Source organism: Enterobacter cloacae (assembly GCF_013375935.1).
Classification (GTDB): Bacteria; Pseudomonadota; Gammaproteobacteria; order Enterobacterales; family Enterobacteriaceae; genus Enterobacter; species Enterobacter pasteurii.
Window position 1 is genome coordinate 2,258,301 of sequence record NZ_CP056117.1, and the last position, 25,684, is coordinate 2,283,984.

The 25,684-nt window shown below is 51.4% G+C and carries 26 protein-coding genes, 1 other RNA gene and 2 pseudogenes; 15 read left to right on the plus strand and 14 right to left on the minus strand.

What is annotated here, in order from left to right; genetic code table 11:
• Positions 1–78 precede the first annotated feature (78 nt).
• Positions 79–1,922, minus strand: a pseudogene (locus HWQ14_RS10665) (hypothetical protein).
• A gap of 103 nt (positions 1,923–2,025) precedes the next feature.
• On the opposite strand from HWQ14_RS10665, the gene HWQ14_RS10670 reads away from it, so the two are divergent.
• The 3 genes and pseudogenes from HWQ14_RS10670 to HWQ14_RS10680 all read left to right on the plus strand — a co-directional run bounded on the left by HWQ14_RS10670 (position 2,026) and on the right by HWQ14_RS10680 (position 4,773).
• Positions 2,026–2,250, plus strand: a complete 225-nt coding sequence (locus HWQ14_RS10670) for a helix-turn-helix transcriptional regulator (protein WP_001614372.1) — start codon at positions 2,026–2,028, stop codon at positions 2,248–2,250.
• Positions 2,251–2,442: 192 nt separating this feature from the next.
• A pseudogene (locus HWQ14_RS10675) lies at positions 2,443–3,800 on the plus strand (DUF3987 domain-containing protein).
• A gap of 295 nt (positions 3,801–4,095) precedes the next feature.
• Positions 4,096–4,773, plus strand: coding sequence for an inovirus Gp2 family protein (locus tag HWQ14_RS10680; protein ID WP_176609701.1), 678 nt, complete (start codon positions 4,096–4,098; stop codon positions 4,771–4,773).
• A gap of 88 nt (positions 4,774–4,861) precedes the next feature.
• Here HWQ14_RS10680 and HWQ14_RS10685 read toward each other — a convergent pair whose 3' ends face one another.
• The 4 genes from HWQ14_RS10685 to smpB all read right to left on the minus strand — a co-directional run bounded on the left by HWQ14_RS10685 (position 4,862) and on the right by smpB (position 7,916).
• A complete protein-coding gene (locus tag HWQ14_RS10685; protein WP_176609702.1) occupies positions 4,862–5,335 on the minus strand; it encodes a hypothetical protein in 474 nt (157 codons plus the stop codon).
• Between the two features lie 200 nt (positions 5,336–5,535).
• Positions 5,536–6,777 (minus strand): integrase, encoded by a 1,242-nt coding sequence (locus tag HWQ14_RS10690; RefSeq protein ID WP_176609703.1) that lies wholly within the window; start codon positions 6,775–6,777, stop codon positions 5,536–5,538.
• A gap of 203 nt (positions 6,778–6,980) precedes the next feature.
• Positions 6,981–7,344: a transfer-messenger RNA gene (gene ssrA, locus HWQ14_RS10695) on the minus strand.
• Between the two features lie 89 nt (positions 7,345–7,433).
• Complete coding sequence (gene smpB / locus HWQ14_RS10700) at positions 7,434–7,916, minus strand: SsrA-binding protein SmpB (RefSeq protein ID WP_063956759.1); 483 nt, start codon at positions 7,914–7,916, stop codon at positions 7,434–7,436.
• Positions 7,917–8,072: 156 nt separating this feature from the next.
• Between smpB and HWQ14_RS10705 the strand changes: the two genes are divergently transcribed.
• Both HWQ14_RS10705 and HWQ14_RS10710 read left to right on the plus strand, forming a co-directional pair.
• Positions 8,073–8,510: a type II toxin-antitoxin system RatA family toxin gene (locus tag HWQ14_RS10705; protein WP_209007155.1), complete on the plus strand. Its 438-nt coding sequence runs from the start codon at positions 8,073–8,075 to the stop codon at positions 8,508–8,510.
• Entirely contained in the window at positions 8,500–8,787 is a 288-nt protein-coding gene (locus tag HWQ14_RS10710) for an RnfH family protein (protein WP_176609704.1), read from the plus strand. The genes HWQ14_RS10705 and HWQ14_RS10710 overlap by 11 nt, the downstream gene beginning before the upstream one ends.
• Positions 8,788–8,890: 103 nt before the next feature.
• On the opposite strand, the gene bamE is transcribed toward HWQ14_RS10710, so the two are convergent.
• The 3 genes from bamE to nadK all read right to left on the minus strand — a co-directional run bounded on the left by bamE (position 8,891) and on the right by nadK (position 11,993).
• Positions 8,891–9,229, minus strand: a complete 339-nt coding sequence (gene bamE / locus HWQ14_RS10715; RefSeq protein ID WP_006178060.1) for an outer membrane protein assembly factor BamE — start codon at positions 9,227–9,229, stop codon at positions 8,891–8,893.
• Between the two features lie 138 nt (positions 9,230–9,367).
• Positions 9,368–11,029 carry a DNA repair protein RecN gene (recN, locus tag HWQ14_RS10720; RefSeq protein WP_176609705.1) on the minus strand — a complete coding sequence of 554 codons (1,662 nt, stop codon included), beginning with the start codon at positions 11,027–11,029 and terminating at the stop codon, positions 9,368–9,370.
• An 85-nt stretch (positions 11,030–11,114) separates the two neighbouring features.
• Positions 11,115–11,993, minus strand: a complete 879-nt coding sequence (nadK, locus tag HWQ14_RS10725) for an NAD(+) kinase (RefSeq protein WP_063841620.1) — start codon at positions 11,991–11,993, stop codon at positions 11,115–11,117.
• A gap of 122 nt (positions 11,994–12,115) precedes the next feature.
• Between nadK and grpE the strand changes: the two genes are divergently transcribed.
• Complete coding sequence (gene grpE, locus HWQ14_RS10730; protein WP_063865224.1) at positions 12,116–12,709, plus strand: nucleotide exchange factor GrpE; 594 nt, start codon at positions 12,116–12,118, stop codon at positions 12,707–12,709.
• A gap of 52 nt (positions 12,710–12,761) precedes the next feature.
• Here grpE and HWQ14_RS10735 read toward each other — a convergent pair whose 3' ends face one another.
• Both HWQ14_RS10735 and HWQ14_RS10740 read right to left on the minus strand, forming a co-directional pair.
• Positions 12,762–14,048 carry an HlyC/CorC family transporter gene (locus HWQ14_RS10735; protein WP_176611182.1) on the minus strand — a complete coding sequence of 429 codons (1,287 nt, stop codon included), beginning with the start codon at positions 14,046–14,048 and terminating at the stop codon, positions 12,762–12,764.
• Between the two features lie 19 nt (positions 14,049–14,067).
• Complete coding sequence (locus HWQ14_RS10740) at positions 14,068–14,859, minus strand: cytochrome C assembly family protein (protein WP_003863130.1); 792 nt, start codon at positions 14,857–14,859, stop codon at positions 14,068–14,070.
• 166 nt (positions 14,860–15,025) lie between these two features.
• On the opposite strand from HWQ14_RS10740, the gene ffh reads away from it, so the two are divergent.
• The 7 genes from ffh to HWQ14_RS10775 all read left to right on the plus strand — a co-directional run bounded on the left by ffh (position 15,026) and on the right by HWQ14_RS10775 (position 20,463).
• Entirely contained in the window at positions 15,026–16,387 is a 1,362-nt protein-coding gene (gene ffh / locus HWQ14_RS10745; RefSeq protein ID WP_003863132.1) for a signal recognition particle protein, read from the plus strand.
• Between the two features lie 137 nt (positions 16,388–16,524).
• Complete coding sequence (gene rpsP, locus HWQ14_RS10750; RefSeq protein WP_003863133.1) at positions 16,525–16,773, plus strand: 30S ribosomal protein S16; 249 nt, start codon at positions 16,525–16,527, stop codon at positions 16,771–16,773.
• A gap of 15 nt (positions 16,774–16,788) precedes the next feature.
• The gene (gene rimM, locus HWQ14_RS10755) at positions 16,789–17,328 is read left to right on the plus strand and encodes a ribosome maturation factor RimM (RefSeq protein WP_176609706.1); all 540 of its coding nucleotides are present in this window, start codon (positions 16,789–16,791) and stop codon (positions 17,326–17,328) included.
• A 30-nt stretch (positions 17,329–17,358) separates the two neighbouring features.
• The gene (gene trmD, locus HWQ14_RS10760; RefSeq protein ID WP_014832949.1) at positions 17,359–18,126 is read left to right on the plus strand and encodes a tRNA (guanosine(37)-N1)-methyltransferase TrmD; all 768 of its coding nucleotides are present in this window, start codon (positions 17,359–17,361) and stop codon (positions 18,124–18,126) included.
• Positions 18,127–18,169: 43 nt separating this feature from the next.
• Entirely contained in the window at positions 18,170–18,517 is a 348-nt protein-coding gene (rplS, locus tag HWQ14_RS10765) for a 50S ribosomal protein L19 (protein WP_002914145.1), read from the plus strand.
• Positions 18,518–18,649: 132 nt separating this feature from the next.
• Positions 18,650–19,054, plus strand: coding sequence for a DUF2946 domain-containing protein (locus HWQ14_RS10770; protein ID WP_176609707.1), 405 nt, complete (start codon positions 18,650–18,652; stop codon positions 19,052–19,054).
• Positions 19,055–19,092: 38 nt separating this feature from the next.
• Positions 19,093–20,463, plus strand: a complete 1,371-nt coding sequence (locus HWQ14_RS10775) for a PepSY-associated TM helix domain-containing protein (RefSeq protein ID WP_176609708.1) — start codon at positions 19,093–19,095, stop codon at positions 20,461–20,463.
• A gap of 2 nt (positions 20,464–20,465) precedes the next feature.
• Here the strand turns inward: HWQ14_RS10775 and HWQ14_RS10780 are convergent, their stop codons facing one another.
• The 4 genes from HWQ14_RS10780 to HWQ14_RS10795 form a co-directional block, all read right to left on the minus strand.
• Positions 20,466–20,948, minus strand: coding sequence for an OmpA family protein (locus HWQ14_RS10780; protein ID WP_148421499.1), 483 nt, complete (start codon positions 20,946–20,948; stop codon positions 20,466–20,468).
• Positions 20,949–20,960: 12 nt separating this feature from the next.
• On the minus strand, positions 20,961–22,181 hold the full coding sequence (dgcN, locus tag HWQ14_RS10785) for a diguanylate cyclase DgcN (protein WP_148421501.1): 1,221 nt from the start codon (positions 22,179–22,181) through the stop codon (positions 20,961–20,963).
• The gene (locus HWQ14_RS10790; RefSeq protein WP_176609709.1) at positions 22,174–22,710 is read right to left on the minus strand and encodes a YfiR family protein; all 537 of its coding nucleotides are present in this window, start codon (positions 22,708–22,710) and stop codon (positions 22,174–22,176) included. Before HWQ14_RS10790 ends, dgcN begins: the two co-directional genes overlap by 8 nt.
• A gap of 153 nt (positions 22,711–22,863) precedes the next feature.
• Positions 22,864–23,235 (minus strand): DUF2799 domain-containing protein, encoded by a 372-nt coding sequence (locus HWQ14_RS10795; RefSeq protein WP_176609710.1) that lies wholly within the window; start codon positions 23,233–23,235, stop codon positions 22,864–22,866.
• A 212-nt stretch (positions 23,236–23,447) separates the two neighbouring features.
• Here HWQ14_RS10795 and aroF point away from each other — a divergent pair, with 212 nt between their 5' ends.
• Complete coding sequence (gene aroF, locus HWQ14_RS10800) at positions 23,448–24,518, plus strand: 3-deoxy-7-phosphoheptulonate synthase AroF (RefSeq protein WP_176609711.1); 1,071 nt, start codon at positions 23,448–23,450, stop codon at positions 24,516–24,518.
• A 10-nt stretch (positions 24,519–24,528) separates the two neighbouring features.
• Positions 24,529–25,650, plus strand: coding sequence for a bifunctional chorismate mutase/prephenate dehydrogenase (tyrA, locus tag HWQ14_RS10805; RefSeq protein WP_120159269.1), 1,122 nt, complete (start codon positions 24,529–24,531; stop codon positions 25,648–25,650).
• Positions 25,651–25,684 lie beyond the last annotated feature (34 nt).

A 25,684-nucleotide genomic window follows, 5' to 3' on the forward strand; every position in this document is an offset into this window, starting at 1 on the left:
GTTACTTTCAATGTAAACCCCCGGCTACAGTGGCTACGCGTAGCCACTGTAGCCGGGGAGAAATGCCAAAATATGCACTTAGTTTCCACCTCCCTGTGTTTTTCCCGCCTGTATCTTTCTTTCTTCCTCCAGAATCTTCAAGGCTCCATGTGTCAAATTCCAGGTTTTTTTGTCAACTGAAAGAATTACATTTTTTATTTCCTCTCCCGGGCAGCGAAGATATTTTATTAAGCTCTTCAGGTCCCGTACGCACGTCAAAAGAGGGCAGTTAATCAGTATGCCGATAAGGCTATCATTCAGTTCACTTCGAGCCAAAAATTTTTTATTTTTCAGAATGAAAGCTAAATCCTGGCTGGAAGTGATTTTTTCAACAAAGATAATGTTGAGTATCTTACCCAAGATAGTGTCAACTTTATCAAGAAGCCCGTAAACAGACTCAGGATAAATACCTTCCGCCTCAAGGTCATTCCAGTCACTTATTCTCCTGACCATGTTATTATACATCCTTACCGAACGCATGATGATCAGATTGTTGGCATCTGATAAAATGGACCCAGAAAGAAGTGTGCTTTTCATAACAGAACCGTCACTGTGGGTTCCTATATAAGCCCAACTGACGGGGGTATAGTCAGTATAAATTCCCTGATTTTCAAGAATAGTTATTACAGATGATGAGAAAACACCCTTTTTAACGGTTTTTCTCTCGAACTTTATGCGTAATGCAATATGGATAACTAAAAAAGCGGATGCCAGGTATCCTACAGGTAAATCATCCAGAGAAATAATTTTGACTTTCTCATAGGCTTTCTCTGTTTCCCCTTTACTGATTAAATCTATAAGTTTCCAGAGTTCAAAATACGGTTGAACAACCTGTTTATGGGGTTCTTTTTTTAATTTTACTGCGATATCAGTTAACGGTGCTTCGGAGATAATGGTTTTATCATTGAAGTTGAAAACGATGTTTTTTAATGCGCTGATACTCTGTAAACATTCCTCGTTTATATTCAGAGAGATCGGTTTTATTGCTCTCTTATGATAATAATTCGCAATTGAGTTAATCATGGTATCATGATGGATAAAATCTTGGGGTTCTGGTTCATACAGTAATCTGCATAACATTGCTGATATATTGCCGGGTTTTATTCCATTATCTACATAGTTTCTGTAGTACCGTGAGATGATATTAATGACAGGGAGTTTTCGCTCAGTATTCAGGAGTACGGTCAGGGAGTAATGGGCCTTTTTTATATTATCAAGGTTGACTCTGATGCTGTTTAGTGTCTTATCGTCGACAATACCAGAATACGCCTCAAGGCATTCTATAATTGATGTATCCAGCGCACCTTTTTTCTGTGTGTTACCAGGGCGGATGTTTTCAATGACTTTAAAAAGAGGTGTCAGATTTTGTGTATGAGAGAATTCTAGTTCTCTTACTGAATTCTTCAGATACTGCCGAACGGCAGAAAAAGCACCTTTTTTTTCTCCTCCCAGCATGGGCAGTACTCTTTCTGCAAGAAAATGTGTATATGGTGATAAAAGCTATTTTTGTTTTCAGCATTGTAAGTTTTATAGATATCAAGTGCGATGAGCTTGGGGAGTATATACTGAGCGTAGCGGATTTGTATTTGTTTGCGACTTAGTTCAGTAAAAACAGGCCGAGTCATCAGAGCATTATAAAGTTGCTCATATTTATAAAAAATCTCCCTTCTTTGCTCCGTACTGAACACCCCCTCCTCATCAAGGTGTCTGATGATTTCATCATAGCGTTTCTCCTCCTTTATCTCTTCGTCATCATTGTTATCGAAAAAATGCTGGTGACCTGAAAAGTTAGCGGATCCACGTATGTCTGCTTGGCGAGCCCCTTTCTGGAACAGGCCGAAGGACTCGTAAACGTCGTACATCAGGTTTGCAAAAGTATGCACAGTGACTCCCTGCAGTTGGTTTCGTTTCTTTTACGGGGACACTATTCCAGATCCTGTGCAAAAGTGCGACCACAGCCAGAGACATCCAACAGGAGAATCAAAAATGTCATCTGTTTACACCAGGCAACCAGAGCCACAGCAGCGCATTCTGCGCATGAGAGAACTGACGAAGATAGTTGGTCTGTCCCGGTCAACTATCTATGAAAAGCTAAATCCCGAATCCAGGTATTACGACGAAACGTTTCCAAAACCCGTGAGACTTGGTGCTGCTTCCGTTGGATGGCGTTCCACTTCCGTTGATGAGTGGATCGCTTCCAGAAGCGTTTAATTTTTTCTCAAAAGAGACTATGCAATGAAACTTACCCATAAAAAAACTGAAAATCATCATGTTAATCTGAACACCAGAGCAATTTTGACTTTTTTTCAACAAATCATTTCTTTCATTTATGGCAAAACCAGCGCGGCTGTTGAGCTTATCTTTGCAACCCTCCAGGGGAGCATGGCTCTGGCCTGCCAGGATATGTATGATGTTGAAATTGATGATGATATTATCGTTCCTGTATCGCATTTTCACATAATACTGGCAAGGTCCGGAAGCAAAAAAACGACGGTATACAGGCTCATCATGGCGCAAATTCATCAAACTGAACGTGAGTTGGCTGAGGTGTTTTCAGTCAAGCTGAAGGAGTATGAACGGCAATACGTGCTATGGGATGAAGAATGTAAGAGCCTTAAGAAATCGCTTCAGAAAGCAGTGCGCCAGAAAGAGGGAGTGGAGACGGCCAGAAATGAACTGGATGAATGTCTCAGAAATGAACCGGTTAAGCCTGTAAGGGTGCATCTGACGGTAACGGATCCCACGCCGGAAGCCCTTCTGAAAGAGCTGGGGCAATACTCCAGCTTGGGTATCACCTCTGACGAGGGAAGTGCGCTGCATGAAAGCATCATGCGGCGTAAGATTGCAATTCCTAATACATTGTGGTGTGGTGATGATTATCGGGTCAGTCGTGCGTCAACGGGTATCACAGATATTAAAGATCCCCGGCTCGGTATGCTGTTGATGACACAGCCGGAGCCACATGACAGCACACTGAAATCACTGGGTAACACAATACGATCTACGGGAATTTATGCGCGTACGTTAACCATGGATCTTACGTTGCTCACCAAACTAATTGATATTGATGAGCTGGTTTCTGGCTATGAGTCCGACCTGGAAAAGTTTTATGCCATTCAGAAAAAACATTTACTTGCCGGGATTGAACGCAGAAAAAAAAATCAACCTCGTATCTGTATGACTTTTGCACCTGATGCAAGGAAGCGGTTACGTGATGTTGGCAGGCGCGTTAAGTATCTGATGCAGCCGGGGGAAAGCTGTACCATTATAACGACTGGGCTGCACGGTACTGCGAACATACCGCCAGGAGTGCTGCTGTGATGCAGTTGTTTATCACTCCTGACTCAACCGTTATTACGCTGGAAACACTGGAAGCTGCATTGTTAATATCGGAATGGCACCTTAATCATTTTATTGTAAAAATGGATGCTGTCCGAGGGCCTTCCCATTCTGAAAGAGTTATCAAGTGGCTTGAAAATAATCTTGTTAAAAATGGGTCTTATGATTTTTTAAGGCGAGACATGATGCAAGACATACATCGTTCACTCAGAAAAAAAGCTGATCTTGAGCCTGTTCTGGAACAGCTTGCTGATGAAGGGAAAGTCCAGTTGTGGGAAGACGCAAGCGGAAGGCATTATGTCAAATATCTTGCTTCCGAAATGACACCTTCAGAACTGGATGAAAAACATAGAGCAATGAAAGGTATACCGCATTATCTCGGGGGAGGTAGCGCTATCAGTCGCGTCCCTTTGAGAGAATAACTTCAGAGTGATTTTTATGATTTATCAGGTGGTTATGCATCTAATAACCCTTGGTGTGCTGCGGGTTTCGTTGTTGAGAGTGGGATTATTATCCGTATTGATTAGTCGGTATATGTAATATATCTATCGTTGGTAGGTGCTCTTACGTCAATACAGTAAACGTCGGTATATGCCAACATAATAATCAAACCTGTATATCAGCAGAGATAATACATCCCTGTAGGGGAACCTGTACGCTTAATTGGGTAGCAGTTTACTACCCATTATATAATGAATTTCGCTAAAAGAGATTATTATGAAGTCACCGTATGATTTAACTGAGAGAGAGTTTAAATTCTTGCAGCAGGAAGCTGAAGATAAATATGATTCCAGAATATCAAGCTATACCCTTCGTCGATCACTTGCTGTGATATCTAATTATCTGGAAAACTATAACCGGGTATTCGCTCTGCGCACTGATCTGAGGTTTGCTCAGTCCCATGTGCCAGATGAGCCAGATATGCCGACATGCTTTCAGAAAGATGATGAGAAAGCCATCACTCGGGCTATGGAATCCCTTAAAAGCCAGTTAAGGGAAGAACACAAGCGTTCTGGCAGGGCTGGTGAGTGTGCGCCACTCGGCTATATCTGGGCCAGAGAGCGTGTTACCGGGGAACAACCTCACTACCATCTGGTTCTGCTATTTGACAAAGAGGTTTATGCCTATCTGGGGAATTACACTGAATCTGATGCTGATAATATGGCGACCCGTATTCAGAAAGCCTGGTGCAGCGCCATTGGGCTTGATTATCCTGAATATGCTTATCTCCCGCATTTTTCGAAGAACCACAGCATTTGGTTCACACGACACGACGCGTTAACGTTAAGTGATGATTATTATGACTTTTTGCTACGGGTGGCCTATCTGAGCAAAGACTACAGCAAAGACTTCTATGACGGTTATCGCAACTTTGGTACAAGCCAGCTTATATGACGGATGCTGAAAGGCCGGTAGAACTTATGATGCAGACTTGCCGATAAAAGTGCAGGTCTGCAACTATTTTCTGGTCCTGTGCCCACAATCACCCGACAAGCTGGCGATAATCACATTCCATCTCATCAATAAAATCTTTACCGATTGTCGGAAACCCATAGGTTAAGAGTTCTGTCCCTTGTATTTTAAATAAATCATAGAGATAGCTGTCCTTTCGATGAGCGACGTGAACAGGCACAAAAGGCCTGTTTTTTACGATAGCTTCGTTGAGTTTACTGGCGTTGATGATGTTGTATTGATCCCCGGTGATATCAATAACGTAATCATCCACTTCCAGCCAGTAGTGAGTAATCGCGCCATTTTTACCAGTGGCTCCTGTGACACCCTTCAACTCCAGCTCGGGCCATAATTGCAGAAAGTGGAAGGAAAGTAGCATTGAGCAAAGCCTACAGCTCATGACAGGAAAGCCGCGAGGTACAAGGTAGGTTGTTGACGGATCACATTTTTCGAGTATCTTTCGAAATCTATTCGCCTCTTCACGTGCAGCTTCAATGGTAAACAATATTATCCCCCTGATTTATTATATGAGTGTTTGGAAGCGCACGTACCAATGGTAGGATGCTTCAGATTTATTCTTGGTAGTATGAGCCAATGCTCGTCCGGTCGAATCATGCGTGAAGCCTAGGGAGTAAGACCTTATATAACAAGATTGCCTCATTTCCACACATTCCTGTTTTTGCTTTTGTGGATTTAAAATTGCGCTTATCCAGTGAGCTTTAATGTTGTTAATTCAACGTCAGTGAGTCTGCCACTATCTGCCTTTTTCACGAAATCAGCCCACCACTGCATCATAGGTCGCCGTTGCTCAAGATAGTCGCTGCGGTTGTAAGCTCGACGTACCTCATTTTTGTCTACATGAGCCAGTGCTGCTTCAATGACATCAGGCGGAAATCCTTCCTCATTGAGTGCCGTACTAGCGATAGAACGTAAACCGTGTGATACGAGAACGCCTCCTAATCCAGCACGTTTAAGTGCTGCATTCACTGTCTGGCTGTTCATCGGCTGGGTTGGTTTGATGCGACTGGGAAAGATAAATTCTCGGCCACCACTGAGAGATTTCATTATTTCCAGAATAGCGAGAGCTCCATCAGATAATGGAACCGTATGGTCCCGGTTCATCTTCATTCGAGTAGCAGGAATTTTCCATTCGTTGGTATCAAAATCGATCTCATCCCATCTCGCTTCAGAGGCTTCGGCAGGGCGGGTAATGGTAAGAAGCTGCCACATGAACAAGCACCGCGTGGACAAGCTGATACTTGCCGTACGCATAGTCTGCATTAACTGCGGAAGTTGATCTGGGCGGATGCTTGGCATGTTTTTCTTTTGCGGTTTCTCGAATGCTTTTCCGATATTTACACTGGGCACTGCATCAATCAGGCCTGTGTTCTGTGCATAAATCATGACTTCGTTAATACGCTGACAAAGGCGTCGGACAGTCTCTAATGCACCTCTGGCCTGAACCGGCTGCACCGCTTTAACCAGAGTATGTGCCTTAATCTCAGTGACGCTGATATCTCCGATTGCTGGGAAAACATCTCTCTCAAGCGAGCGCCAGATATCGTCGGCATAGCCCTCTGTTACACTGGCTTTCTTCACATTCCACCAACGCTCGGCAACTAACAGGAAAGAGTTGGTTTTGGCCTCTTGAGAATTTCTCACCTGTTCTTTCTGATGTTCTTGAGGATCAATGTCTTTCGCCAACAAAACTCGAGATTCAGCTCTGAGTTTACGCGCATCAGAAAGTGAGACGGCAGGGTAGGCTCCAAAGCTCTGCTTGGTTCGCTGCTTTGTCAGAGGTCGATAGTAACGGAATTGCCAGAGCTTACTGCCGCTGGACTTGATTAACAGAGTAAGTCCGTCACCATCATACAGCTGGTAATCTGCATCTTTAGGTTTGGCGGCTTTGATCTCCGTATCGGTTAAAGGCTTGGTTTTTCTTGCCATGGGGAGTCTCCATGCGTTTAGGCCCAACGAAAACAATAGAGCTTTTCGTTGGGCCTATCAATGGGCCTAAAAGGTTCGGATTTAATTAGTTCTCTTCGGACTTCGCGGGACAAATTGAGGGCACAAAAAAGCCCGCAGGGCTTGCGCCGTGCGGGCTCTTAGGACTTCATCGGATGACTCTGGTAATCACCGATGGAGAATTTTGGTGGAGCTGGCGGGAGTTGAACCCGCGTCCGAAATTTCTACATCCTCGGTACTACATGCTTAGTTTGTCTTTACATTCGCACGCCAGCTGCGGACAAACACGCCACTAACGTACTAGCCTGATTAGTTTTAACGCTTCAACCCCAGGCAGGGCCTCCACGCGATCTCTTTTGGGTTTGACCTCTCTTTGATCCCCGTCTTAAGAGCGGAAGCTAGGGAGAGAGGGCTCAGAGCAGGTTATTAAGCTGCTAAAGCGTAGTTTTCGTCGTTTGCGACTATTTTTTTGCGGCTTTTAACGAGGCAAACCGCCCCTCGGCATGCACCTTGGGTTTCGCAAATCCCGTCGAATCCAGAATCAGCCCCAATAGTGTTGAACTCAGTATACCAGATTTCACATCCTCGATACCAGCCCGAAACGCTAACTTATTGAATAGTACAATAAGTGCGCAGAATCAACGTCCTGCATTCTTCATGATGCGCGCTTTATCCAGTTGCCACTCGCGCTCTTTCAGGTCTGTACGTTTATCGTGCTGTTTTTTACCTTTCGCGACGCCGATTTTCACTTTGCACCAGGCGTTTTTCCAGTACATAGAAAGCGCCACCACCGTGAAGCCTTCACGGTTTATGCGCCCGTAAAGGGATTCCAGTTCGCGCTTGTTCAGCAGCAGCTTACGGGTGCGCGTAGGGTCGCACACGTAATGCGACGAGGCGACGGTCAGCGGCGTAAAGTTTGCGCCAAACAGGAAGGCCTCGCCGTCTTTCAGGATCACGTAACTGTCGCCGATGTTTGCCTTCCCGGCACGCAGCGATTTTACTTCCCAGCCCTGCAGCGCAAGGCCAGCCTCGAATTCTTCTTCGATGAAATACTCGTGGCGAGCACGCTTGTTGAGCGCAATGGTCGCCGAACCAGGTTTATGTGCTTTTTTCTTCGTCATAAGTGTCGTAAAGCCGTCGGTAATCTGATTTTAAAAAGTCGCCTCATTGCGTCCCGTGAGGTCTAACGCGCTATCTTAGCACGAGATAAGCCTTAGCGTTTTTTTAACAGGTGATAAATGTTATTATTTGTCCGTTGTGTGACCATGGAAAATGCTATGCCTCAGATTAGCCGTACTGCGCTTGTTCCCTACAGCGCGGAACAAATGTATCAGTTAGTGAACGACGTCCAGTCCTATCCGCAATTTATACCGGGATGCACCGGTAGCCGGGTGCTGGAGTCCGGTCCGACGCAGATGACCGCGGCCGTGGATGTCTCCAAAGCGGGGATCAGCAAAACGTTCACCACGCGCAATACCCTGACGAGCAATCAGAGTATCTTGATGCATCTGGTGGATGGTCCGTTTAAAAAACTGATGGGAGGGTGGAAGTTTACGCCGCTCAGTGCGGACGCCTGCCGCATTGAGTTCCATCTGGATTTTGAATTTACCAATAAGCTGATCGAACTGGCGTTTGGCCGCATCTTTAAAGAGCTTGCCTCGAATATGGTTCAGGCGTTCACCACGCGCGCCAAAGAGGTTTACAGTGTCGCATAAGATTGCTGTTGAGGTGGTGTACGCGCTGCCGCAGAAGCAGTATTTGCAGCGCGTGACGCTGGAAGAAGGGGCCACCGTTGAGGAGGCTATCCGCGCGTCCGGTATCCTTGAGCTTCGCAGCGACATTGACCTGGCGAAGAACAAAGTCGGCATCTACAGCCGTCCGGTTAAGCCTGGTGATGTGCTGAAAGAGGGCGACAGGGTTGAGATCTATCGTCCACTGATTGCCGACCCGAAAGAGTTGCGTCGCCAGCGAGCGGAGAAATCGGGTAAGTAGCGTATTTTCGCTTACTTTAACCCTCTCTCTATGAGGGGCGAGGGGACTGACGGAAAACAAAAAAGGTGCTCAATGAGCACCTTTTTGTATTTCTGACACCTGATTATTTAGTCAGGGCAGGCTTGTTATCGATGTTGGTCAACACGCCAGCGCTGCTGAAGGTCAGCGTCAGGGTTTGCTGAGTCACATTCTCATGACCAGGCTGCTGGCGGAATACATAGAACCAGGTATTTGTACCGAACGGATCGGACATCATCGGGGTTCCCAGTGCATAAGCGACCTGCTGTTGTGTCATTCCCACACGGATTTTGGACACATCGTTAGGGGTAAGGTAGTTCCCCTGGTTGATGTCAGGACGGTAAACCACTTTCTCCAGAGTGGAACAGCCTGCGGTCAACATCAGAAGAACCGCTGCGGCAGCGGTCAGCGTTTTACAGCGCATAGTGATTTGATTCCTTTTCGGGCCCGAGCAGTACGCGGCTCATATGTAATATGCCGATGATAATAGACCTTGTCCCACTTTGAAACCGGTCTTGCGGCGTTTTTATTGTTCTGTATGACCCTGAGATCCCGAAAAAGTTTATGCCGCCAGCAGTTCTTTCGCATTCGCAAGCGTGTTACGGGTGACTTCACTGCCACCCAGCAGGCGTGCGAGCTCCTGCAGCCGCGAGCGTTTATCCAGCGGCTTCATGTGCGTTTCCGTCATTTCGCCATCGGTTTCTTTGCTGACGATAAAGTGATGATGGCCACATCCCGCTACCTGCGGCAGGTGGGTAACGCACATAACCTGGGTTGATTCACCCAGCTGACGCAGCAGCTTACCAACAATGGCAGCGGTCGGGCCGCTGATGCCTACATCCACCTCATCGAAAATCAGCGCCGGGGTTTCCATTTTACGGGCGGTAATCACCTGAATAGCCAGCGCGATACGCGACAGCTCGCCGCCGGACGCCACTTTTGAAATGGCCTGCAACGGCTGGCCCGGGTTGGTGGTGACCCGGAACTCAATACGATCCGCGCCTTCTGCCGTCAGGTGATGCTCCTCAAAACGAACATCGATAGTGAACACGCCATGCGGCATCGCCAGCGTGTGCATGCTCTCGGTAATGTGCTGGCTGAGCTCCAGCGCGTAGTATTGACGCACGTCGTGCAGCCGTTTCGCCGTTTCCAGCGCCTGCTGATGATGCAGATTTACCGCCAGAGACAGGGTTTCGAGGGAGTCGGCCTGATCGTCCAGCTGCTGTTGCTCTTCCAGCAGCGACTGATAGTAGTTCGGCAACTCTTCCGGCGTAACGTGGTGTTTGCGCGCCAGTGAAATCTGACGGGAGATGCGTTGCTCAAGCTCGAACAGACGATTCGGGTCCAGATCCAGGCGATCGCAGTAATGGCGCAGTTCATCTCCAGCTTCGGAAATCTGAATCGCCGCTTCTTCCAGCATATCCAGCACGCCAGATAGCTTACTGTCCATGCCGGTCAGCTCGGTAACAAGCTGACGCACGTTGTACAGCTGGCTTTGCAAATTCACGTCCTCGCCATCCGCCAGCATGTTCAGGGCAGTCTGGCTGGTGGAGAGCAGCTGACCGCTGTTGGCCAGACGCTTGTACTCCTCGTCGATTTGCTCAAATTCACCCGCCTGTGGGTTAAATTCGTTCAGCTCTTTCAGCTGATATTCCAGCAGCTCGGCGCGCGCGGTGCGCTCCTGGCTTTGCTGCTGATGCAGGGCGAGTTCGCGACAGCTCTGATGCCACTGGCGATAGTGATCCGCCATCAGCTGAGTAAGCGCGTACTCACCTGCGTAGCCGTCAAGCAAGGCTTTCTGCTGTTCGGGTTTGATTAGCTGCTGGTGCGCATGCTGGCCGTGGATCTGGATAAGAAGCTGACCCAGCTCGCGAAGCTGGGAAAGAGGCACCGCCGTGCCGTTGATGAAGCCGCGGGAACGGCCGTCGCTGCTGATGACGCGGCGAAGTAAACACTCACGTCCATCTTCAAGCTGGTTCGCTTCCAGCCAGCGGAGGGCCGCAGGGGTATCTTTTAACGAGAAGCGGGCGCAGAGGTCTGCACGGGCTGCGCCTGCGCGCACCATATCACCCTCTGCACGGCCGCCGAGGCACAAGCCGAGGGCATCAATGGCAATGGATTTACCTGCACCGGTTTCCCCGGTAATTGCCGTCATGCCGCTATGGAAGTCGATCTCAAGCTCACGAACAATGGCAAAGTTGCTGATGGTCAGTTGTGCCAGCATAATTGTTTTCCTGTATGAAAAACCATAACTGTGTTTCCATACAGTATAAACTGGTTTTATATACAGTAAAGTACTGGATGCAAAATCAGAACAATTTTTTTGACCAGCCGAGCTTCGAGCTTAATGTATTGAAATAGCTGTAATCTTTGGGATGAATGAGATTCAGGTGGTAATCGCAGCGGCGAATTAATACATCCTCACCCTCCTGAATGGGGAGCGCAATCTGGCTGTCGCAGCTGATCTCCAGGTCGCTGCGGCGATGGGAAAAACGCAGACGGATGGTGCTGTCGCCGTTGATCACCAGCGGACGCGCCGAGAGGGTGTGCGGGAACATGGGGACCAGGGTTATCGCATCCAGCGATGGCGTCAGAATGGGGCCGCCGGCTGAGAGCGAGTAGGCGGTTGAGCCTGTAGGCGTGGAGATAATCAGCCCGTCTGAGCGCTGCGAGAAGGCGAAGATTTCGTCGATATAGACTTCGAACTCAATCATGTGCGCCACTTTACCAGGGTGAAGCACCACTTCGTTAATGGCGGTGCTGATGCGCTTCTGGCAGTCCTGCTGGCACACCTGGGCTTCGAGTAAAAACCGTTTTTCACTGATATAGTGACCTTCCAGCACGTCCGCCAGCTGCTGCTGCGCATTGTCCGGGTCGAGGTCGGTCAGGAAACCCAGGTTGCCGCGGTTAATACCGATAACCTTAATATCATAGCGAGCCAGCGTGCGTGCCGCGCCCAGCATATTGCCGTCGCCGCCGACCACCACGGCGAGGTCCGCCTGCTGGCCGATTTCCGCCAGCGTGCCGGTTTTAACGCTTTTAAGCTGCAACTCCTGGGCGATTTGCTGCTCGACCATCACTTCATAGCCTTTGCCACACAGCCAGCGATACAACATTTCATGTGTCGTCAATGCGGTAGGGTGACGCGGATGGCCGACGATCCCAATACACCTGAAATGATTATTCATGTTCTGGAGGTCCTTGTGCCTGATGAATGATGACAATCTGCCTTGTTCCCTTGAATCCAGGAAACTGATCCCCATAATAAGCGAAGTTAGCGAGATGAATGCAGAAAAACGCGGAGAAATTCATGAGTAGTAAAGAACAGAAAACGCCTGAGGGGCAAGCCCCTGAAGAAATTATCACGGAACAGCACGATGAAGTTGAGGCAGTAGAGCCAGACGCGTCTGCTGAGCAGGTGGACCCGCGCGATGAAAAAATTGCCAATCTGGAAGCTCAGTTGGTAGAAGCGCAGAATCGCGAACGCGATGGCGTACTGCGTATCAAAGCGGAAATGGAAAACCTGCGCCGTCGTACCGAGCTGGACGTTGAAAAGGCGCACAAATTTGCGCTGGAGAAATTCGTCAACGAGCTGCTGCCGGTAATCGACAGCCTGGATCGCGCGCTGGAAGTGGCGGATAAAGCTAACCCGGATAACGCGGCGATGATTGAAGGCATTGAGCTGACGCTGAAATCCATGCTGGATGTGGTGCGTAAGTTCGGTGTTGAAGTGATTGCCGATACTGATGTACCGCTGGATCCAAACGTTCACCAGGCCATTGCGATGGTGGAATCAGAAGACGTTACCGCGGGTAACGTGCTGGGCGTGATGCAGAAAGGCTACACCCTGAACGGCCGTACTATTCGCGCTGCGATGGTGACCGTGGCGAAAGCGAAAGCGTAATGCGCTGCCTGTAGTGCCGGGTGGCGGCGTTCGCCTTACCCGGCACTACATTTTATTCGGCAATACTTTCCCGAAGCGGCGTAACGGGCAGGACTTTCACCTGCTTAATCATGTTGTCCTGAACGTCCAGAATATCAATATCATACTGCTCAATACGCACGCGCGTACCTGCCGCCGGGATCTCTTCCAGCGCTTCCAGAATCATGCCGTTCATCGTCCGCGCTTCATCTTCCGGCAAGTGCCAGTTAAACGCTTTATTGATTTCACGAATGTTGGCGCTGCCGTCGATAAGCACCGAGCCGTCGTTTTGCGGCGTGACTTCTTCCGCAAGGGATGGTGACATCGAGGTCGTGAAGTCCCCGACGATCTCTTCCAGAATATCTTCAACGGTCACAAGCCCCTGAATATCGCCGTATTCATCTACCACCAGGCCGACCTTCTTCTTGTTGCGCTGGAACTTCACCAGCTGCGTGCTGAGCGGGGTGCCTTCCGGTGCGTAGTAGATTTCGTCGGCGGCGCGCAGCATCACCTCTTTGGTGAACTCGTTTTTCTCGGTCATCAGACGATAGGCCTCGCGCACGCGCAGCATGCTGATAGCATCGTCGAGGGAATCACGATAAAGCACGATGCGCCCGTGCGGGGAGTGCGTCAGCTGGCGGACGATAGCCTTCCAGTCGTCGTTAATATCGATTCCGACAATTTCATTGCGCGGCACCATGATGTCGTCAACGCTGACCTTTTCCAGATCCAGCACCGACAGGAGCATGTCCTGATTGCGGCGGGAGATCTGCGAGCGGGATTCGTTCACGATGGTGCGAAGTTCATCTTTGCTGAGCGCGCTGCTGATAGTGACGTCCGCCTTTATGCCGACCATACGCATCAGCACGCGGGTCACCATATTCAGCAGCCAGACCAGCGACATCATCAGAATGAGCAGAGGTGCCAGCAGGAAGCTGCTCGGATAGGCGACTTTCTCCGGGTAGAGCGCCGCGATGGTTTTAGGCAGCACTTCGGCAAACACCAGCACCACAAACGTGAGCACCCCGGTGGCAATGGCCACGCCGGCGTTACCGTACAGACGCATCCCGACGATGGTGCCCAGCGCAGAGGCGAGAATGTTGACCAGGTTGTTACCGATAAGCACCAGGCTAATCAGGCGGTCCGGCTTACGCAGCAGCTTTTCCACACGCCGCGCGGCACGGTTACCCTGTTTCGCACGATGACGTAACCGGTAGCGGTTCAGCGTCATCATGCCGGTTTCCGAGCCAGAGAAATAGGCGGAGATGACCACCATGGCGATCAGAATGACGATCAGCGTGGTGGTAGAGATGTGTTCCAGGGGGAACTCCTTTTATGACTTAGCCAGCAAATTGCTGTATGAAGCGGCTGCCAAAATAGGCAAGCGTGAGAATGCCCGCACCCGCAACGTTGAACCAGACCACGCGGCGACCGCGCCAGCCTTCATGATAATGGCCCCATAACAGGACAATATAGACAAACCACGCGATGATGGAGAGGACCGCTTTATCGATATTCTCCACGCTGAACAGGTTTTTCATATAAAACAAGCCCGTGCACAGCGTCAGCGTCAGCAGAACCACGCCGACCTGGGTGATGTGGAACATCTTACGCTCAATCACCATCAGCGGCGGCATTTCGTGGTTGAATGCCAGTTTTTTATTTTTCAGCTGGTAGTCAATCCATGCGAGCTGCATGGCGTAGAGCGCGGCAATGATCAGCGTCGCGTAGGCAAACAGCGACAAACCAATATGCACCAGCATCCCCGGCGTCGCTTCCAGATGGGTAATAAACTCGTTGGGCATGAACGTGGCTAACGCCAGGTTGATCAGCGCGAAGGCGTAGACAATCGGCAGCAGCAGCCAGCCACGGTTTTTGGACGCGACGATGGTCATTACCGTACAGATCATCAGGCTGACCAGCGAACCGACGTTCAGCACGCTCAGATTTTGCACGCTGCCGTCGCCGGGAATGATGCGTGATTCCAGCGCAAAGGCGTGGCTTATCAGTGCGATCACCGCCGAAAGAATAGCCATGCGCCGCCAGCCGCTGTTTTTTTGCAGCAGGCCAGGAATGATCAGCGCGAGGCTGACAGAGTAGGCAACAAGGGCGATCAGTGCGAAAACAGGCATATAGGCGTCGACAGTTGTCTTAATAAGAAAGAGAAGCAGTATAACGTTACGTGACGCCTGCTCCAACCGTTGCATAACAACAAAGGCGCCTTCATGTTATACTCCGGCAAAATTCTGTGTATGTGTCGCCCAGGCGACCTAACGTTTCTACCCCAGGCGAGAGACAATGTTTGATAATTTAACCGATCGTTTGTCGCGCACGCTGCGCAACATCAGCGGCCGTGGACGCCTCACCGAAGAGAACATCAAGGAAACGCTGCGCGAAGTGCGCATGGCGCTGCTGGAAGCAGACGTTGCGTTGCCGGTCGTACGTGATTTTATCAACCGCGTGAAAGAGAAAGCGGTTGGTCATGAAGTCAACAAGAGCCTGACCCCGGGTCAGGAGTTCGTCAAAATCGTCCGCAACGAGCTGGTTTCGGCGATGGGCGAAGAGAACCAGGTGCTTAACCTGGCGGCTCAGCCTCCGGCCGTGGTGCTGATGGCGGGCCTGCAGGGTGCGGGTAAAACCACCAGCGTCGGTAAGCTGGGTAAATTCCTGCGCGAGAAGCACAAGAAAAAGGTGCTGGTCGTTTCTGCGGACGTTTATCGCCCGGCGGCGATCAAACAGCTGGAAACGCTGGCCGAGCAGGTTGGCGTGGATTTCTTCCCGTCCGACGTGGCCCAGAAGCCTGTCGACATCGTCAATGCCGCGCTGAAAGAAGCGAAGCTTAAGTTCTACGACGTGCTGCTGGTGGATACCGCCGGTCGTCTGCACGTTGACGAAGCGATGATGGACGAGATCAAGCAGGTGCATGCCTCTATCAACCCGGTAGAGACCCTGTTTGTCGTTGACGCCATGACTGGCCAGGATGCGGCGAATACCGCAAAAGCGTTTAACGAAGCGCTGCCGTTGACCGGCGTGGTGCTGACCAAGGTTGACGGTGACGCCCGCGGCGGTGCGGCGCTGTCTATTCGTCATATCACCGGTAAGCCGATCAAATTCCTCGGCGTGGGCGAGAAAACCGAAGCGCTGGAGCCGTTCCACCCGGATCGTATTGCCTCCCGTATCCTCGGCATGGGCGACGTGCTGTCGCTGATCGAAGATATCGAGAGCAAGGTCGACCGCGCGCAGGCAGAGAAACTCGCCAGCAAGCTGAAAAAAGGCGACGGTTTCGATCTGACCGACTTCCTTGAGCAGCTGCGTCAGATGAAAAACATGGGCGGTATGGCAAGCCTGATGGGGAAACTGCCGGGTATGGGGCAGATCCCGGACAACGTCAAATCGCAGATGGACGACAAAGTTCTGGTGCGTATGGAGGCGATCATCAACTCCATGACGCTCAAAGAACGTGCGAAGCCAGAAATTATCAAAGGTTCGCGTAAGCGCCGTATCGCCGCCGGCTGCGGCATGCAGGTGCAGGACGTTAACCGCCTTCTGAAACAGTTCGACGACATGCAGCGCATGATGAAGAAAATGAAGAAAGGCGGCATGGCGAAGATGATGCGCGGCATGAAAGGCATGATGCCGCCAGGATTCCCTGGCCGTTAATCGGCCTTTTACAGCAGACCGATCAACTGCTGATTGCATTTTCCCCAAAAATCAGTAAAATTTTCGGGCTTTTAATATGACACCCGGGCTCCGTTCCTCGATGGGGCCCGGTTGTTTTATTCACACAAGAGGATGTTATGGTAACTATTCGTTTAGCACGTCACGGCGCTAAAAAGCGTCCGTTCTACCAGGTTGTTGTTACTGACAGCCGTAATGCACGCAACGGTCGCTTCATCGAGCGCGTTGGTTTCTTCAACCCACTGGCCGCTGGCGCAGAAGAAGAAACTCGTCTGGATCTGGATCGTATCGCTCACTGGGTTGGCCAGGGCGCTACTGTTTCCGATCGCGTTGCTACGCTGATCAAAGCAGCAAACAAAGCAGCTTAATCTGTCACGGTGGTCATGATGAGCAATAAAGCACCTGTTGAACCGATCGTATTGGGAAAAATGGGTTCTTGCTACGGTATCCGTGGTTGGCTCAGAGTGTTTTCCTCCACTGAAGACGCTGATAGCATTTTTAATTACCAGCCCTGGTTTATCCAGAAAGCCGGTAAGTGGGCAGAGGTCGAGCTGGAAAGCTGGCGTCACCACAATCAGGACATCATCATCAAGCTGAAAGGCGTTGACGATCGTGATGCCGCGAATGCGCTGACTAATTGTGAAATTGTCGTGGATTCGTCGCAGTTGCCGCAGCTGGAAGAGGGTGACTACTACTGGAAAGACCTTATGGGTTGCCAGGTAGTGACCACCGAAGGCTACAGCCTGGGTAAAGTCATCGACATGATGGAAACCGGGTCAAATGACGTTCTCGTCATTAAGGCAAACCTGAAAGATGCATTTGGCATCAAGGAGCGGTTGGTTCCGTTCCTCGATGGACAGGTTATCAAGAAAGTCGATCTCGCTACTCAAACCATTGAAGTAGATTGGGATCCTGGTTTTTAATTCTCCGGATAAACGGTAAAAGACGGCGCTATGTGGATTGGCATAATTAGCCTGTTTCCTGAAATGTTCCGCGCGATTACCGATTACGGGGTAACTGGCCGGGCAGTAAAGAATGGCCTGCTGAGCATCCAGAGCTGGAGTCCTCGTGACTTCACGCATGACCGGCACCGTACCGTGGACGATCGTCCTTACGGCGGCGGACCGGGGATGTTGATGATGGTGCAACCCTTACGGGACGCCATTCACACAGCAAAAGCCGCGGCAGGTGAAGGCGCGAAGGTGATTTATCTGTCACCTCAGGGACGCAAGCTTGATCAAGCGGGCGTGAGCGAACTGGCGACGAATCAAAAGCTGATTCTGGTCTGTGGTCGCTACGAAGGGATAGATGAGCGCGTAATTCAAACCGAGATTGACGAAGAATGGTCTATCGGCGATTACGTTCTCAGCGGTGGTGAGTTACCGGCAATGACGCTGATTGACTCCGTAGCCCGGTTTATTCCGGGTGTACTGGGCCACGAAGCTTCGGCAACGGAAGATTCGTTTGCTGATGGATTGCTGGACTGTCCACACTATACTCGTCCTGAAGTGTTAGAAGGGATGGAAGTACCGGCAGTATTACTGTCCGGAAACCATGCCGAGATACGTCGCTGGCGTTTGAAGCAGTCGCTGGGCCGAACCTGGCTTAGAAGACCTGAACTTCTGGAAAACCTGGCTCTGACTGAAGAGCAAGCAAAGTTGCTGGCCGAGTTCAAAACGGAACACGCGCACCAGCAGCATGAACATGATGGGAATGCGTAATACGCTCCCGAATATCAGTTTACCCAGGATAAGAGATTAAATTATGAGCAACATTATTAAGCAACTTGAACAAGAGCAGATGAAGCAGGACGTACCTTCCTTCCGTCCAGGTGACACCGTGGAAGTGAAAGTATGGGTTGTTGAAGGTTCCAAAAAACGTCTGCAGGCATTCGAGGGCGTGGTTATCGCTATTCGTAACCGCGGTCTGCACTCTGCATTCACTGTTCGTAAAATTTCCAACGGCGAAGGCGTTGAGCGTGTCTTCCAGACTCACTCTCCGGTAGTTGACAGCATTGCTGTTAAACGTCGTGGTGCTGTACGTAAAGCTAAACTGTACTACCTGCGTGAGCGTACTGGTAAGTCTGCTCGTATTAAAGAGCGTCTGAACTAAGATTCGCTTAAGCGACATCCTGTTAGAAAGGGCTGGCCGAAAGGCTGGCCCTTTTTTTATTCCATCGCACCTCTCGCGTTAACCCTTACGTCATAAATCATTTACAATGATCCCCTCTTCGGTGGAGGGTAAGTGGATAACGTACTGCATCAGCATAGCTGGAAACGCGCAGCGGCAATGACCGCGCTGTTTGCGATCCTGCTGATCGTCGTGGCGCCGCTGATCTCCGTCTCGCTGCAAAAAGATCCCATGAGCGCCATGCCCGGCATGCACCATGACATGAGCATGATGTCGATGGACGAGCATCACGGTGATATGTCCCACAGTATGCCGGTCGACCACGCTGAAGCCTGCGGCTACTGCGTGCTGTTAGCCCACGTGCCGGGCGTGATGCTGGCGCTTATCGTCCTGCTCAGCGTGGTGTTGCAGCGGCTGCGGTTGAAGCCGCCTCGTCAGGCGGTCAGCCACTGGCACTTTTTCCCCTGGCTTTACCCTGATACCCGCGCGCCGCCGCCGCGGTCTGCTTTCTCCCTTTAAAAACAAAATCGATAACTTTTTGCCTTAAAAGGAAAAGTATGACTACCTGCACGCCGCGCGCGGCATGGGGAAACCTGCTGCGTCGCCTCCATTTCTATATCGGGCTGTTTGTCGGTCCGTTTATCTTCTTTGCTGCACTGACCGGCACGCTGTATGTCGCTACGCCGCAGCTGGAAAATGCGCTGTACCATCACGCACTCCACGCGGATGCCGTGGGTGAGGCGCAGCCTCTTGCTGCACAAATTGCCGTGGCAGAAAAGGTCGCAGGATCAGATCTGCGGCTGCATGCCGTTCGTCCGGGGCTGGAAAAGGGCGAAACCACTCGCGTGATGTTTGCCGACCCGGCGCTTGGCCCCTCGGAGCATCGGGCTATTTTTATCGATCCCGTCAGCCTTGAGGAACGCGGTGATATGACGGTCTATGGCACCAGCGGGATTTTGCCGCTGCGCCAGACCATCGATTATCTGCATACCTCGCTGATGCTGGGCAACCCCGGGCGACTCTATAGCGAGCTAGCCGCCTCCTGGATGTGGGTGGCAGCCCTTGGCGGCATCGCGCTGTGGTTCTTCACCCGACCGAAGCGGCGCATTAACAATCGCTTCCAGAATCGTCGTCGCCTGCATGTGATCCTGGGCTGGACGCTGTTGGGGGGTATGCTGCTGTTCTCTGCCACCGGGTTAACCTGGTCACAGTGGGCCGGGGGTAACGTCGATAAGCTGCGCGCAGAAATGAACTGGCTGACGCCGCAGGTTAATACCCAGCTTTCAGGCGCGCCGGAAACGATGGATGAACACGCTGAGCATCATGGGCATCACGCTGGCATGACGATGCCTGAAATGCCCGTTGAGCCGTCGCTGTTCGACAGCGTATTGCAGGCTGCCCGCCAGGCCGGGATTGACGCAAACAAGCTGGAAATCCGTCCGCCAGGAATGGCCGATCGGGCCTGGACGGTAACGGAAATCGATCGCGGCTGGCCGACGCAGGTTGATGCCGTTGCCGTAGATCCGCACTCTCTGAAGGTGCTGGACAGCACGCGCTTCATGGATTTCCCGCTGATGGCCAAACTCACCCGCTGGGGCGTGGATTTCCATATGGGGATCCTGTTTGGCCTGGCCAATCAGCTGCTGCTGATAGCGTTCGGTATTGCGCTGTGCGTGCTGATTATCTGGGGTTATCGGATGTGGTGGATGCGTCGTCCTGCTAAATCCAGCGCGGATCCGGTGCAAACGCTGTATCAGAGCTGGATGGCATTGCCGCTGTGGGGAAGAGGTGTGACGCTCGTTACGGGCGTCTTGCTGGGGCTGGCGCTGCCGGTGATGGGCGTCAGCCTGGCGCTGTTCATTGTGATTGACTGGCTGCGCTGGCGAGCGGCTTCAGGCGTGTCGCTCGCCGGGACATCCGTTAAATAACGTTATGGCGTGCTGATGACCACCGCCACACGGCGATTCTCAGCGCGCCCTTGCGCAGTGCTGTTGCTGCTTACAGGGTATTTTTTACCTAAACCCCGCGTGGTGAGGTTGCCGCGCGGGATATTCGCCCCCTTCGCCCAGGCATCCGCCACGACATTAGCGCGCTTCAACGAAAGCGCTTCGTTGTAGCTGTCTTCACCATAGTTGTCGGTATGGCCGTCCATCCGGGCGTGGTTCAGACCGGTTGCCGCCAGGCGCGAAGCCATGGTCCTGATTTGCGTTTCACTTTCGGGGCGCAGCCTGGCATCGTTTTTATCAAACAGGATCTTATCCGACAGGCCCAGGGACCAGTCGCCGTTCAGTTCGTTAAAGCCGTAGGACTTCATTGCCGCGATTTGCTCTGGTGTGAATTTACCGTCCGGCGTCTGGCACCCGGACATAGCCAGAGATGCCAGTAACAACGGCGCAAAGTATCGCTTTAACATATCGTCTTCCTTTCAGGATATTGTTTTCGAACGCTGGTTTTTAACCAGGTACATATTGCGGTCGGCTTGCTCCAGTAATGCCTCGACGGAGGCATTTTCCCACGCCAGAGCAAAGCCAATGCTGAGTGACATCGATGCCGTATGTCCGTTATGCAGATCGAACGGACGAATGAATTGCCGCGACAGCGCAGCACAAATGCTCTGGACCTCACGCTCTGAATGGACGCCGTACAGGATCATGGCAAACTCGTCGCCGCCAAGACGGTAAGACTGATGACGTTTTTCGCCAAACTCGACCATCCTTTTAGCGGCTTCGATCAGCACGCAGTCACCCGCGGCATGGCCCCAGGTATCGTTGATAAACTTGAAATTATCGCCGTCCAGAAAGAGCAGGGCAGAATTGGTTTTTGCAGAGGCGTCGTTCATTAATGCCGCAATATTGTTGCGAAACGCGGCGCGGTTTGCGAGCCCGGTGAGCGGGTCGTGCATGGCGGTACGCAACAGCTGAGCGTTTTTCGCCTGTAGCTTAAGCTGCCACTCCTCCATTTCATCCAGCAGGCTGTTGAAGTCTTCACCAAACTGGTGGAATTCTTCTATGCGGCCTTCCGTTACGCGGCGGGAGAAGTTGCGGTTGGTGCGTACGTCATGAACAACGTCTGTAATGTTTTGCATTTCAGTGACCATACCGTGATGCAGCGAACGGGTGATGGTCAATGCGACGGCAGAGGCAAACAGAATGCAGCCGGTGAGGACCGCAAATGACAGCCAGATAAAGTGGCCGATCAGGCTGTCTCGTGCGGTCAGGCGAATTTCGCCAATCTTAATGCCGTTGTGCATGATGGGCTGTGCGATCGGAACAGGGAACAACCAGCGGCTGACCAGCGTACCCAGCGTGTCGGTATTATTCGCCGGGTTCCATGCCCACCAGGCAAACCGTTTCTGATGCGCATTAAGCACTTCCGCCACGGAAAATTGCCCCTGTTTACCGAGGGCGGCCAGCGTTTCATTTGCCGCCACGGCATCATTGAAAACCAGAGAGGCTTCAAGGCTGTGGCTCATGGTGGCACCGGTTAATTCAAGGTTTTTTTGCGCGTATTGCTTTAATGTCACCACGGAAGCGAAACACAGCAGCAACCATATAAACGTCATTGTTATAATGACGCTTATCATGCTGATTCGCCGCAACGTTCTTTTAAACGTTGGACGCGGTATTGATGTGACATCCTTATTCATGCTTCTTATTCCGTGCGAGCATTAATACATCCGGATTGACTCTGACACCACTGCGCGTTAGGGCATCCAGATTGACGGAAAACCTGACCTGGTTGTGCTCTATAATCAGACAAAATGCGCTACCAATAACGCATTCAGGATTTTGCTCTGACATTAAGAGTAACGCCCGGCCCTGGTATTCGCTTATTAATTCCAGCTGCTTAGCTGGGGATTCAGTCCCGAAATAAAGGGCATCACACGTTGCGGAGAGGGCTTCCCGGTCACTGTGCACAATGACAGGGACATAGGGCAACGGGTTTTGCTCATCTTCACTGCTGAGCGCATGGGTATAGTGAGAAGAGGCATAGATGCAGAGTTTAGGCTGGCCGGACAGCGCGGGCCATCGGGTATAGCTCACAATTCCTGAAACAATCGAACGTACCGATTTGTCCGTTTCCGTAAACGTGCCAGCGGCGACAGGGCCCACCATAAGGAGCAGCATTAGCGCCAGCGTCAGTCGGAGCAAAGCGATCAAGAATGCATTTTTCATCAGAGTCCGCCAAACTGCTCCGGAAATAGATGTCCTTAAGAGTTGCAGGCAGAATACCATTTTTTGTCAAAGTCGTCATTATGTCAGAAATATCCCCGGGTTGACCTAAGCTAAATCTCATGCGTGCTTATATTCCGGAGAATTGAGATAGGCTCAATTCAGTCTGGTGGAACTCATGCTTTTATCCATTCCCGTTTGCCATGAATCATGCAGCCTGGCAGCATTCTCCGTGTTGGCACAGCTGGCAGGGAATGATTTTCCCGCTAATCCCCATGCGTGAATAAAGCCTTCTTCACATATTTTTTTCCGTCCGTCGGCGTAGTCTCGGAGATATTCAGCCCGATCCACCTGCGGGTCGTTAAAACTATCGGCCAGCGTCTGGTTATCTTTAACCGCAACGCCGTTCATGGCGTCTTCTTTACCTGCGCTGAACCAGTCCGGGCTGGTCCAGTGGGGCTGGAAGGTATAAGGATCGATCTGACAACCCGATAAAATCAGCAGCAGCATCAGAGCAAATGGACGCATAGCGTGTCTCCTTTTTTTGAGCATAGCCTGGCTTAACTCTCCAGGTGTGTAATTTTATATTTACGATTTTGCGCATTGTTTTTCGCAATTATTTGCTAAGTGTAAAGTAAAGTGTACGTATTTTGGATTGAAATCTTTACTTGTTATGGTATCGTTGTTCCACCTCATTGAGGACATCCACTATCGCAAACGAGTTTTACAGGATCGCAATCATGCAAAAAGACGCGCTGAACAACGTACATATCACTGACGAACAGGTTTTAATTACTCCGGATCAGCTGAAGGCAGAATTCCCGCTGAGCGTTGCGCAGGAGGCGCAGATTGAGCACTCGCGCCAAACCATCTCTGACATCATCGCGGGTCGCGATCCGCGCCTGCTGGTGGTATGCGGCCCTTGCTCGATTCACGATCCTGAAACCGCCATTGAGTACGCACGTCGATTTAAAGCATTAGCGGAGGAGGTCAGCGATAGCCTCTATCTGGTGATGCGCGTCTATTTTGAAAAGCCACGCACCACGGTTGGCTGGAAAGGGCTGATTAACGATCCGCACATGGATGGCTCGTTTGACGTGGAGGCAGGGCTGAAGATTGCGCGTCGCCTGCTGGTGGAGCTGGTGAGCATGGGGCTGCCGCTGGCAACCGAAGCGCTGGATCCGAACAGCCCGCAGTACCTCGGCGACCTGTTCAGCTGGTCTGCGATTGGTGCACGTACAACCGAATCACAAACCCACCGCGAGATGGCCTCTGGCCTGTCTATGCCGGTTGGTTTTAAAAACGGCACCGACGGTAGCCTCGCTACGGCGATTAACGCCATGCGTGCGGCCGCCATGCCGCACCGTTTTGTCGGTATTAACCAGGCGGGCCAGGTTTGCCTGCTGCAAACCCAGGGTAACCCGGACGGGCATGTGATCCTGCGCGGCGGTAAAGCGCCAAACTACAGCCCGGCAGATGTTGCGCAGTGTGAAAAAGAGATGGAACAGGCGGGACTGCGCCCGGCGCTGATGGTAGATTGCAGCCATGGCAATTCCAATAAAGATTACCGTCGCCAGCCTTCGGTTGCAGAATCTGTGATTGCACAGATTAAAGATGGCAACCGTTCAATTATCGGTTTGATGATTGAGAGTAACATTCATGAAGGTAATCAGTCATCGGAACAGCCGCGCAGCGCGATGAAGCCCGGCGTCTCCGTAACGGATGCTTGCATCAGTTGGGAAACCACCGATGCGCTGCTGCGTGAGATCCACAAAGATTTGAACGGCCAGCTGGCGACGCGTCTGGCTTAAGAGGGTAGTTATGGTTGCTGAATTGACCGCATTACGCGATCAAATAGATGAAGTGGATAAGGCACTGCTGGATCTTCTGGCACGCCGCATGGCGCTGGTAGCTGAGGTCGGCGAGGTTAAAAGCAAATACGGCCTGCCGATTTACGTCCCGGAGCGCGAGGCCTCCATGCTCGCCTCCCGTCGCAAAGAGGCGCAGGCGCTGGGCGTTTCTCCGGATTTGATTGAGGATGTCCTGCGTCGCGTTATGCGCGAGTCCTATTCCAGCGAAAACGATAAGGGCTTCAAAACCCTTTGCCCTTCGCTGCGCCCGGTTGTTATCGTCGGCGGCGGCGGTCAGATGGGCCGTCTGTTTGAAAAAATGCTGACGCTTTCTGGCTACCAGGTACGCATTCTGGAAAAAGAGGACTGGGAGCATGCCCCGGAACTCATGAAAGATGCCGGAATGGTTATCGTCAGCGTGCCGATCCACGTCACGGAGCAGATCATCGGGAAGCTTCCTCCTTTACCGGATGATTGCATTCTGGTGGATCTGGCCTCCGTTAAAAATGGTCCGCTGCAGGCAATGCTGGCTGCGCATACCGGCCCGGTGCTTGGGTTACACCCGATGTTTGGCCCGGACAGCGGCAGCCTGGCGAAGCAGGTGGTGGTTTACTGTGACGGACGGCAGCCGGAAGCCTATCAGTGGTTCCTGGAACAGATTCAGGTCTGGGGCGCTCGCTTGCACCGCATTAGCGCAGTAGAGCACGACCAGAACATGGCCTTCATTCAGGCGCTGCGCCACTTTGCGACCTTTGCCTATGGGCTGCATCTGGCGGAAGAAAATGTTCAGCTTGAACAACTGCTGGCACTTTCCTCGCCAATCTACCGCCTGGAGCTGGCGATGGTCGGGCGTCTGTTTGCGCAGGATCCGCAGCTTTATGCCGACATTATCATGTCGTCTGAAAATAATCTGGCGCTGATCAAACGCTACTATCAGCGCTTTGGCGAAGCCATCACCTTGCTGGAGCACGGCGACAAGCAGGCCTTTATCGACAGCTTCCGTAAGGTGGAGCACTGGTTCGGCGATTACGCCACGCGTTTCCAGAGCGAAAGCCGCACGCTGTTGCGCCAGGCAAATGACAGTCGCCAGTAATCCGATGATGTATATACTGAAAGCCAGCATCGCT

What these genes read in the sequence shown, in the direction of transcription:
- HWQ14_RS10670 (WP_001614372.1), top strand. Translation starts at nt 2,026, where the DNA reads ATGTCATCTGTTTACACCAGGCAACCAGAGCCACAGCAGCGCATTCTG.
- rimM (WP_176609706.1), top strand. Translation starts at nt 16,789, where the DNA reads ATGATGAGCAATAAAGCACCTGTTGAACCGATCGTATTGGGAAAAATG.
- trmD (WP_014832949.1), top strand. Translation starts at nt 17,359, where the DNA reads ATGTGGATTGGCATAATTAGCCTGTTTCCTGAAATGTTCCGCGCGATT.
- HWQ14_RS10740 (WP_003863130.1), bottom strand. Translation starts at nt 14,859, where the DNA reads ATGCCTGTTTTCGCACTGATCGCCCTTGTTGCCTACTCTGTCAGCCTC.
- dgcN (WP_148421501.1), bottom strand. Translation starts at nt 22,181, where the DNA reads ATGAATAAGGATGTCACATCAATACCGCGTCCAACGTTTAAAAGAACG.
- HWQ14_RS10680 (WP_176609701.1), top strand. Translation starts at nt 4,096, where the DNA reads ATGAAGTCACCGTATGATTTAACTGAGAGAGAGTTTAAATTCTTGCAG.
- HWQ14_RS10790 (WP_176609709.1), bottom strand. Translation starts at nt 22,710, where the DNA reads ATGAAAAATGCATTCTTGATCGCTTTGCTCCGACTGACGCTGGCGCTA.
- recN (WP_176609705.1), bottom strand. Translation starts at nt 11,029, where the DNA reads ATGCTGGCACAACTGACCATCAGCAACTTTGCCATTGTTCGTGAGCTT.
- nadK (WP_063841620.1), bottom strand. Translation starts at nt 11,993, where the DNA reads ATGAATAATCATTTCAGGTGTATTGGGATCGTCGGCCATCCGCGTCAC.
- HWQ14_RS10795 (WP_176609710.1), bottom strand. Translation starts at nt 23,235, where the DNA reads ATGCGTCCATTTGCTCTGATGCTGCTGCTGATTTTATCGGGTTGTCAG.
- aroF (WP_176609711.1), top strand. Translation starts at nt 23,448, where the DNA reads ATGCAAAAAGACGCGCTGAACAACGTACATATCACTGACGAACAGGTT.
- ffh (WP_003863132.1), top strand. Translation starts at nt 15,026, where the DNA reads ATGTTTGATAATTTAACCGATCGTTTGTCGCGCACGCTGCGCAACATC.
- HWQ14_RS10690 (WP_176609703.1), bottom strand. Translation starts at nt 6,777, where the DNA reads ATGGCAAGAAAAACCAAGCCTTTAACCGATACGGAGATCAAAGCCGCC.
- bamE (WP_006178060.1), bottom strand. Translation starts at nt 9,229, where the DNA reads ATGCGCTGTAAAACGCTGACCGCTGCCGCAGCGGTTCTTCTGATGTTG.
- HWQ14_RS10780 (WP_148421499.1), bottom strand. Translation starts at nt 20,948, where the DNA reads ATGTTAAAGCGATACTTTGCGCCGTTGTTACTGGCATCTCTGGCTATG.
- tyrA (WP_120159269.1), top strand. Translation starts at nt 24,529, where the DNA reads ATGGTTGCTGAATTGACCGCATTACGCGATCAAATAGATGAAGTGGAT.
- rplS (WP_002914145.1), top strand. Translation starts at nt 18,170, where the DNA reads ATGAGCAACATTATTAAGCAACTTGAACAAGAGCAGATGAAGCAGGAC.
- rpsP (WP_003863133.1), top strand. Translation starts at nt 16,525, where the DNA reads ATGGTAACTATTCGTTTAGCACGTCACGGCGCTAAAAAGCGTCCGTTC.
- HWQ14_RS10775 (WP_176609708.1), top strand. Translation starts at nt 19,093, where the DNA reads ATGACTACCTGCACGCCGCGCGCGGCATGGGGAAACCTGCTGCGTCGC.
- grpE (WP_063865224.1), top strand. Translation starts at nt 12,116, where the DNA reads ATGAGTAGTAAAGAACAGAAAACGCCTGAGGGGCAAGCCCCTGAAGAA.
- smpB (WP_063956759.1), bottom strand. Translation starts at nt 7,916, where the DNA reads ATGACGAAGAAAAAAGCACATAAACCTGGTTCGGCGACCATTGCGCTC.
- HWQ14_RS10705 (WP_209007155.1), top strand. Translation starts at nt 8,073, where the DNA reads ATGCCTCAGATTAGCCGTACTGCGCTTGTTCCCTACAGCGCGGAACAA.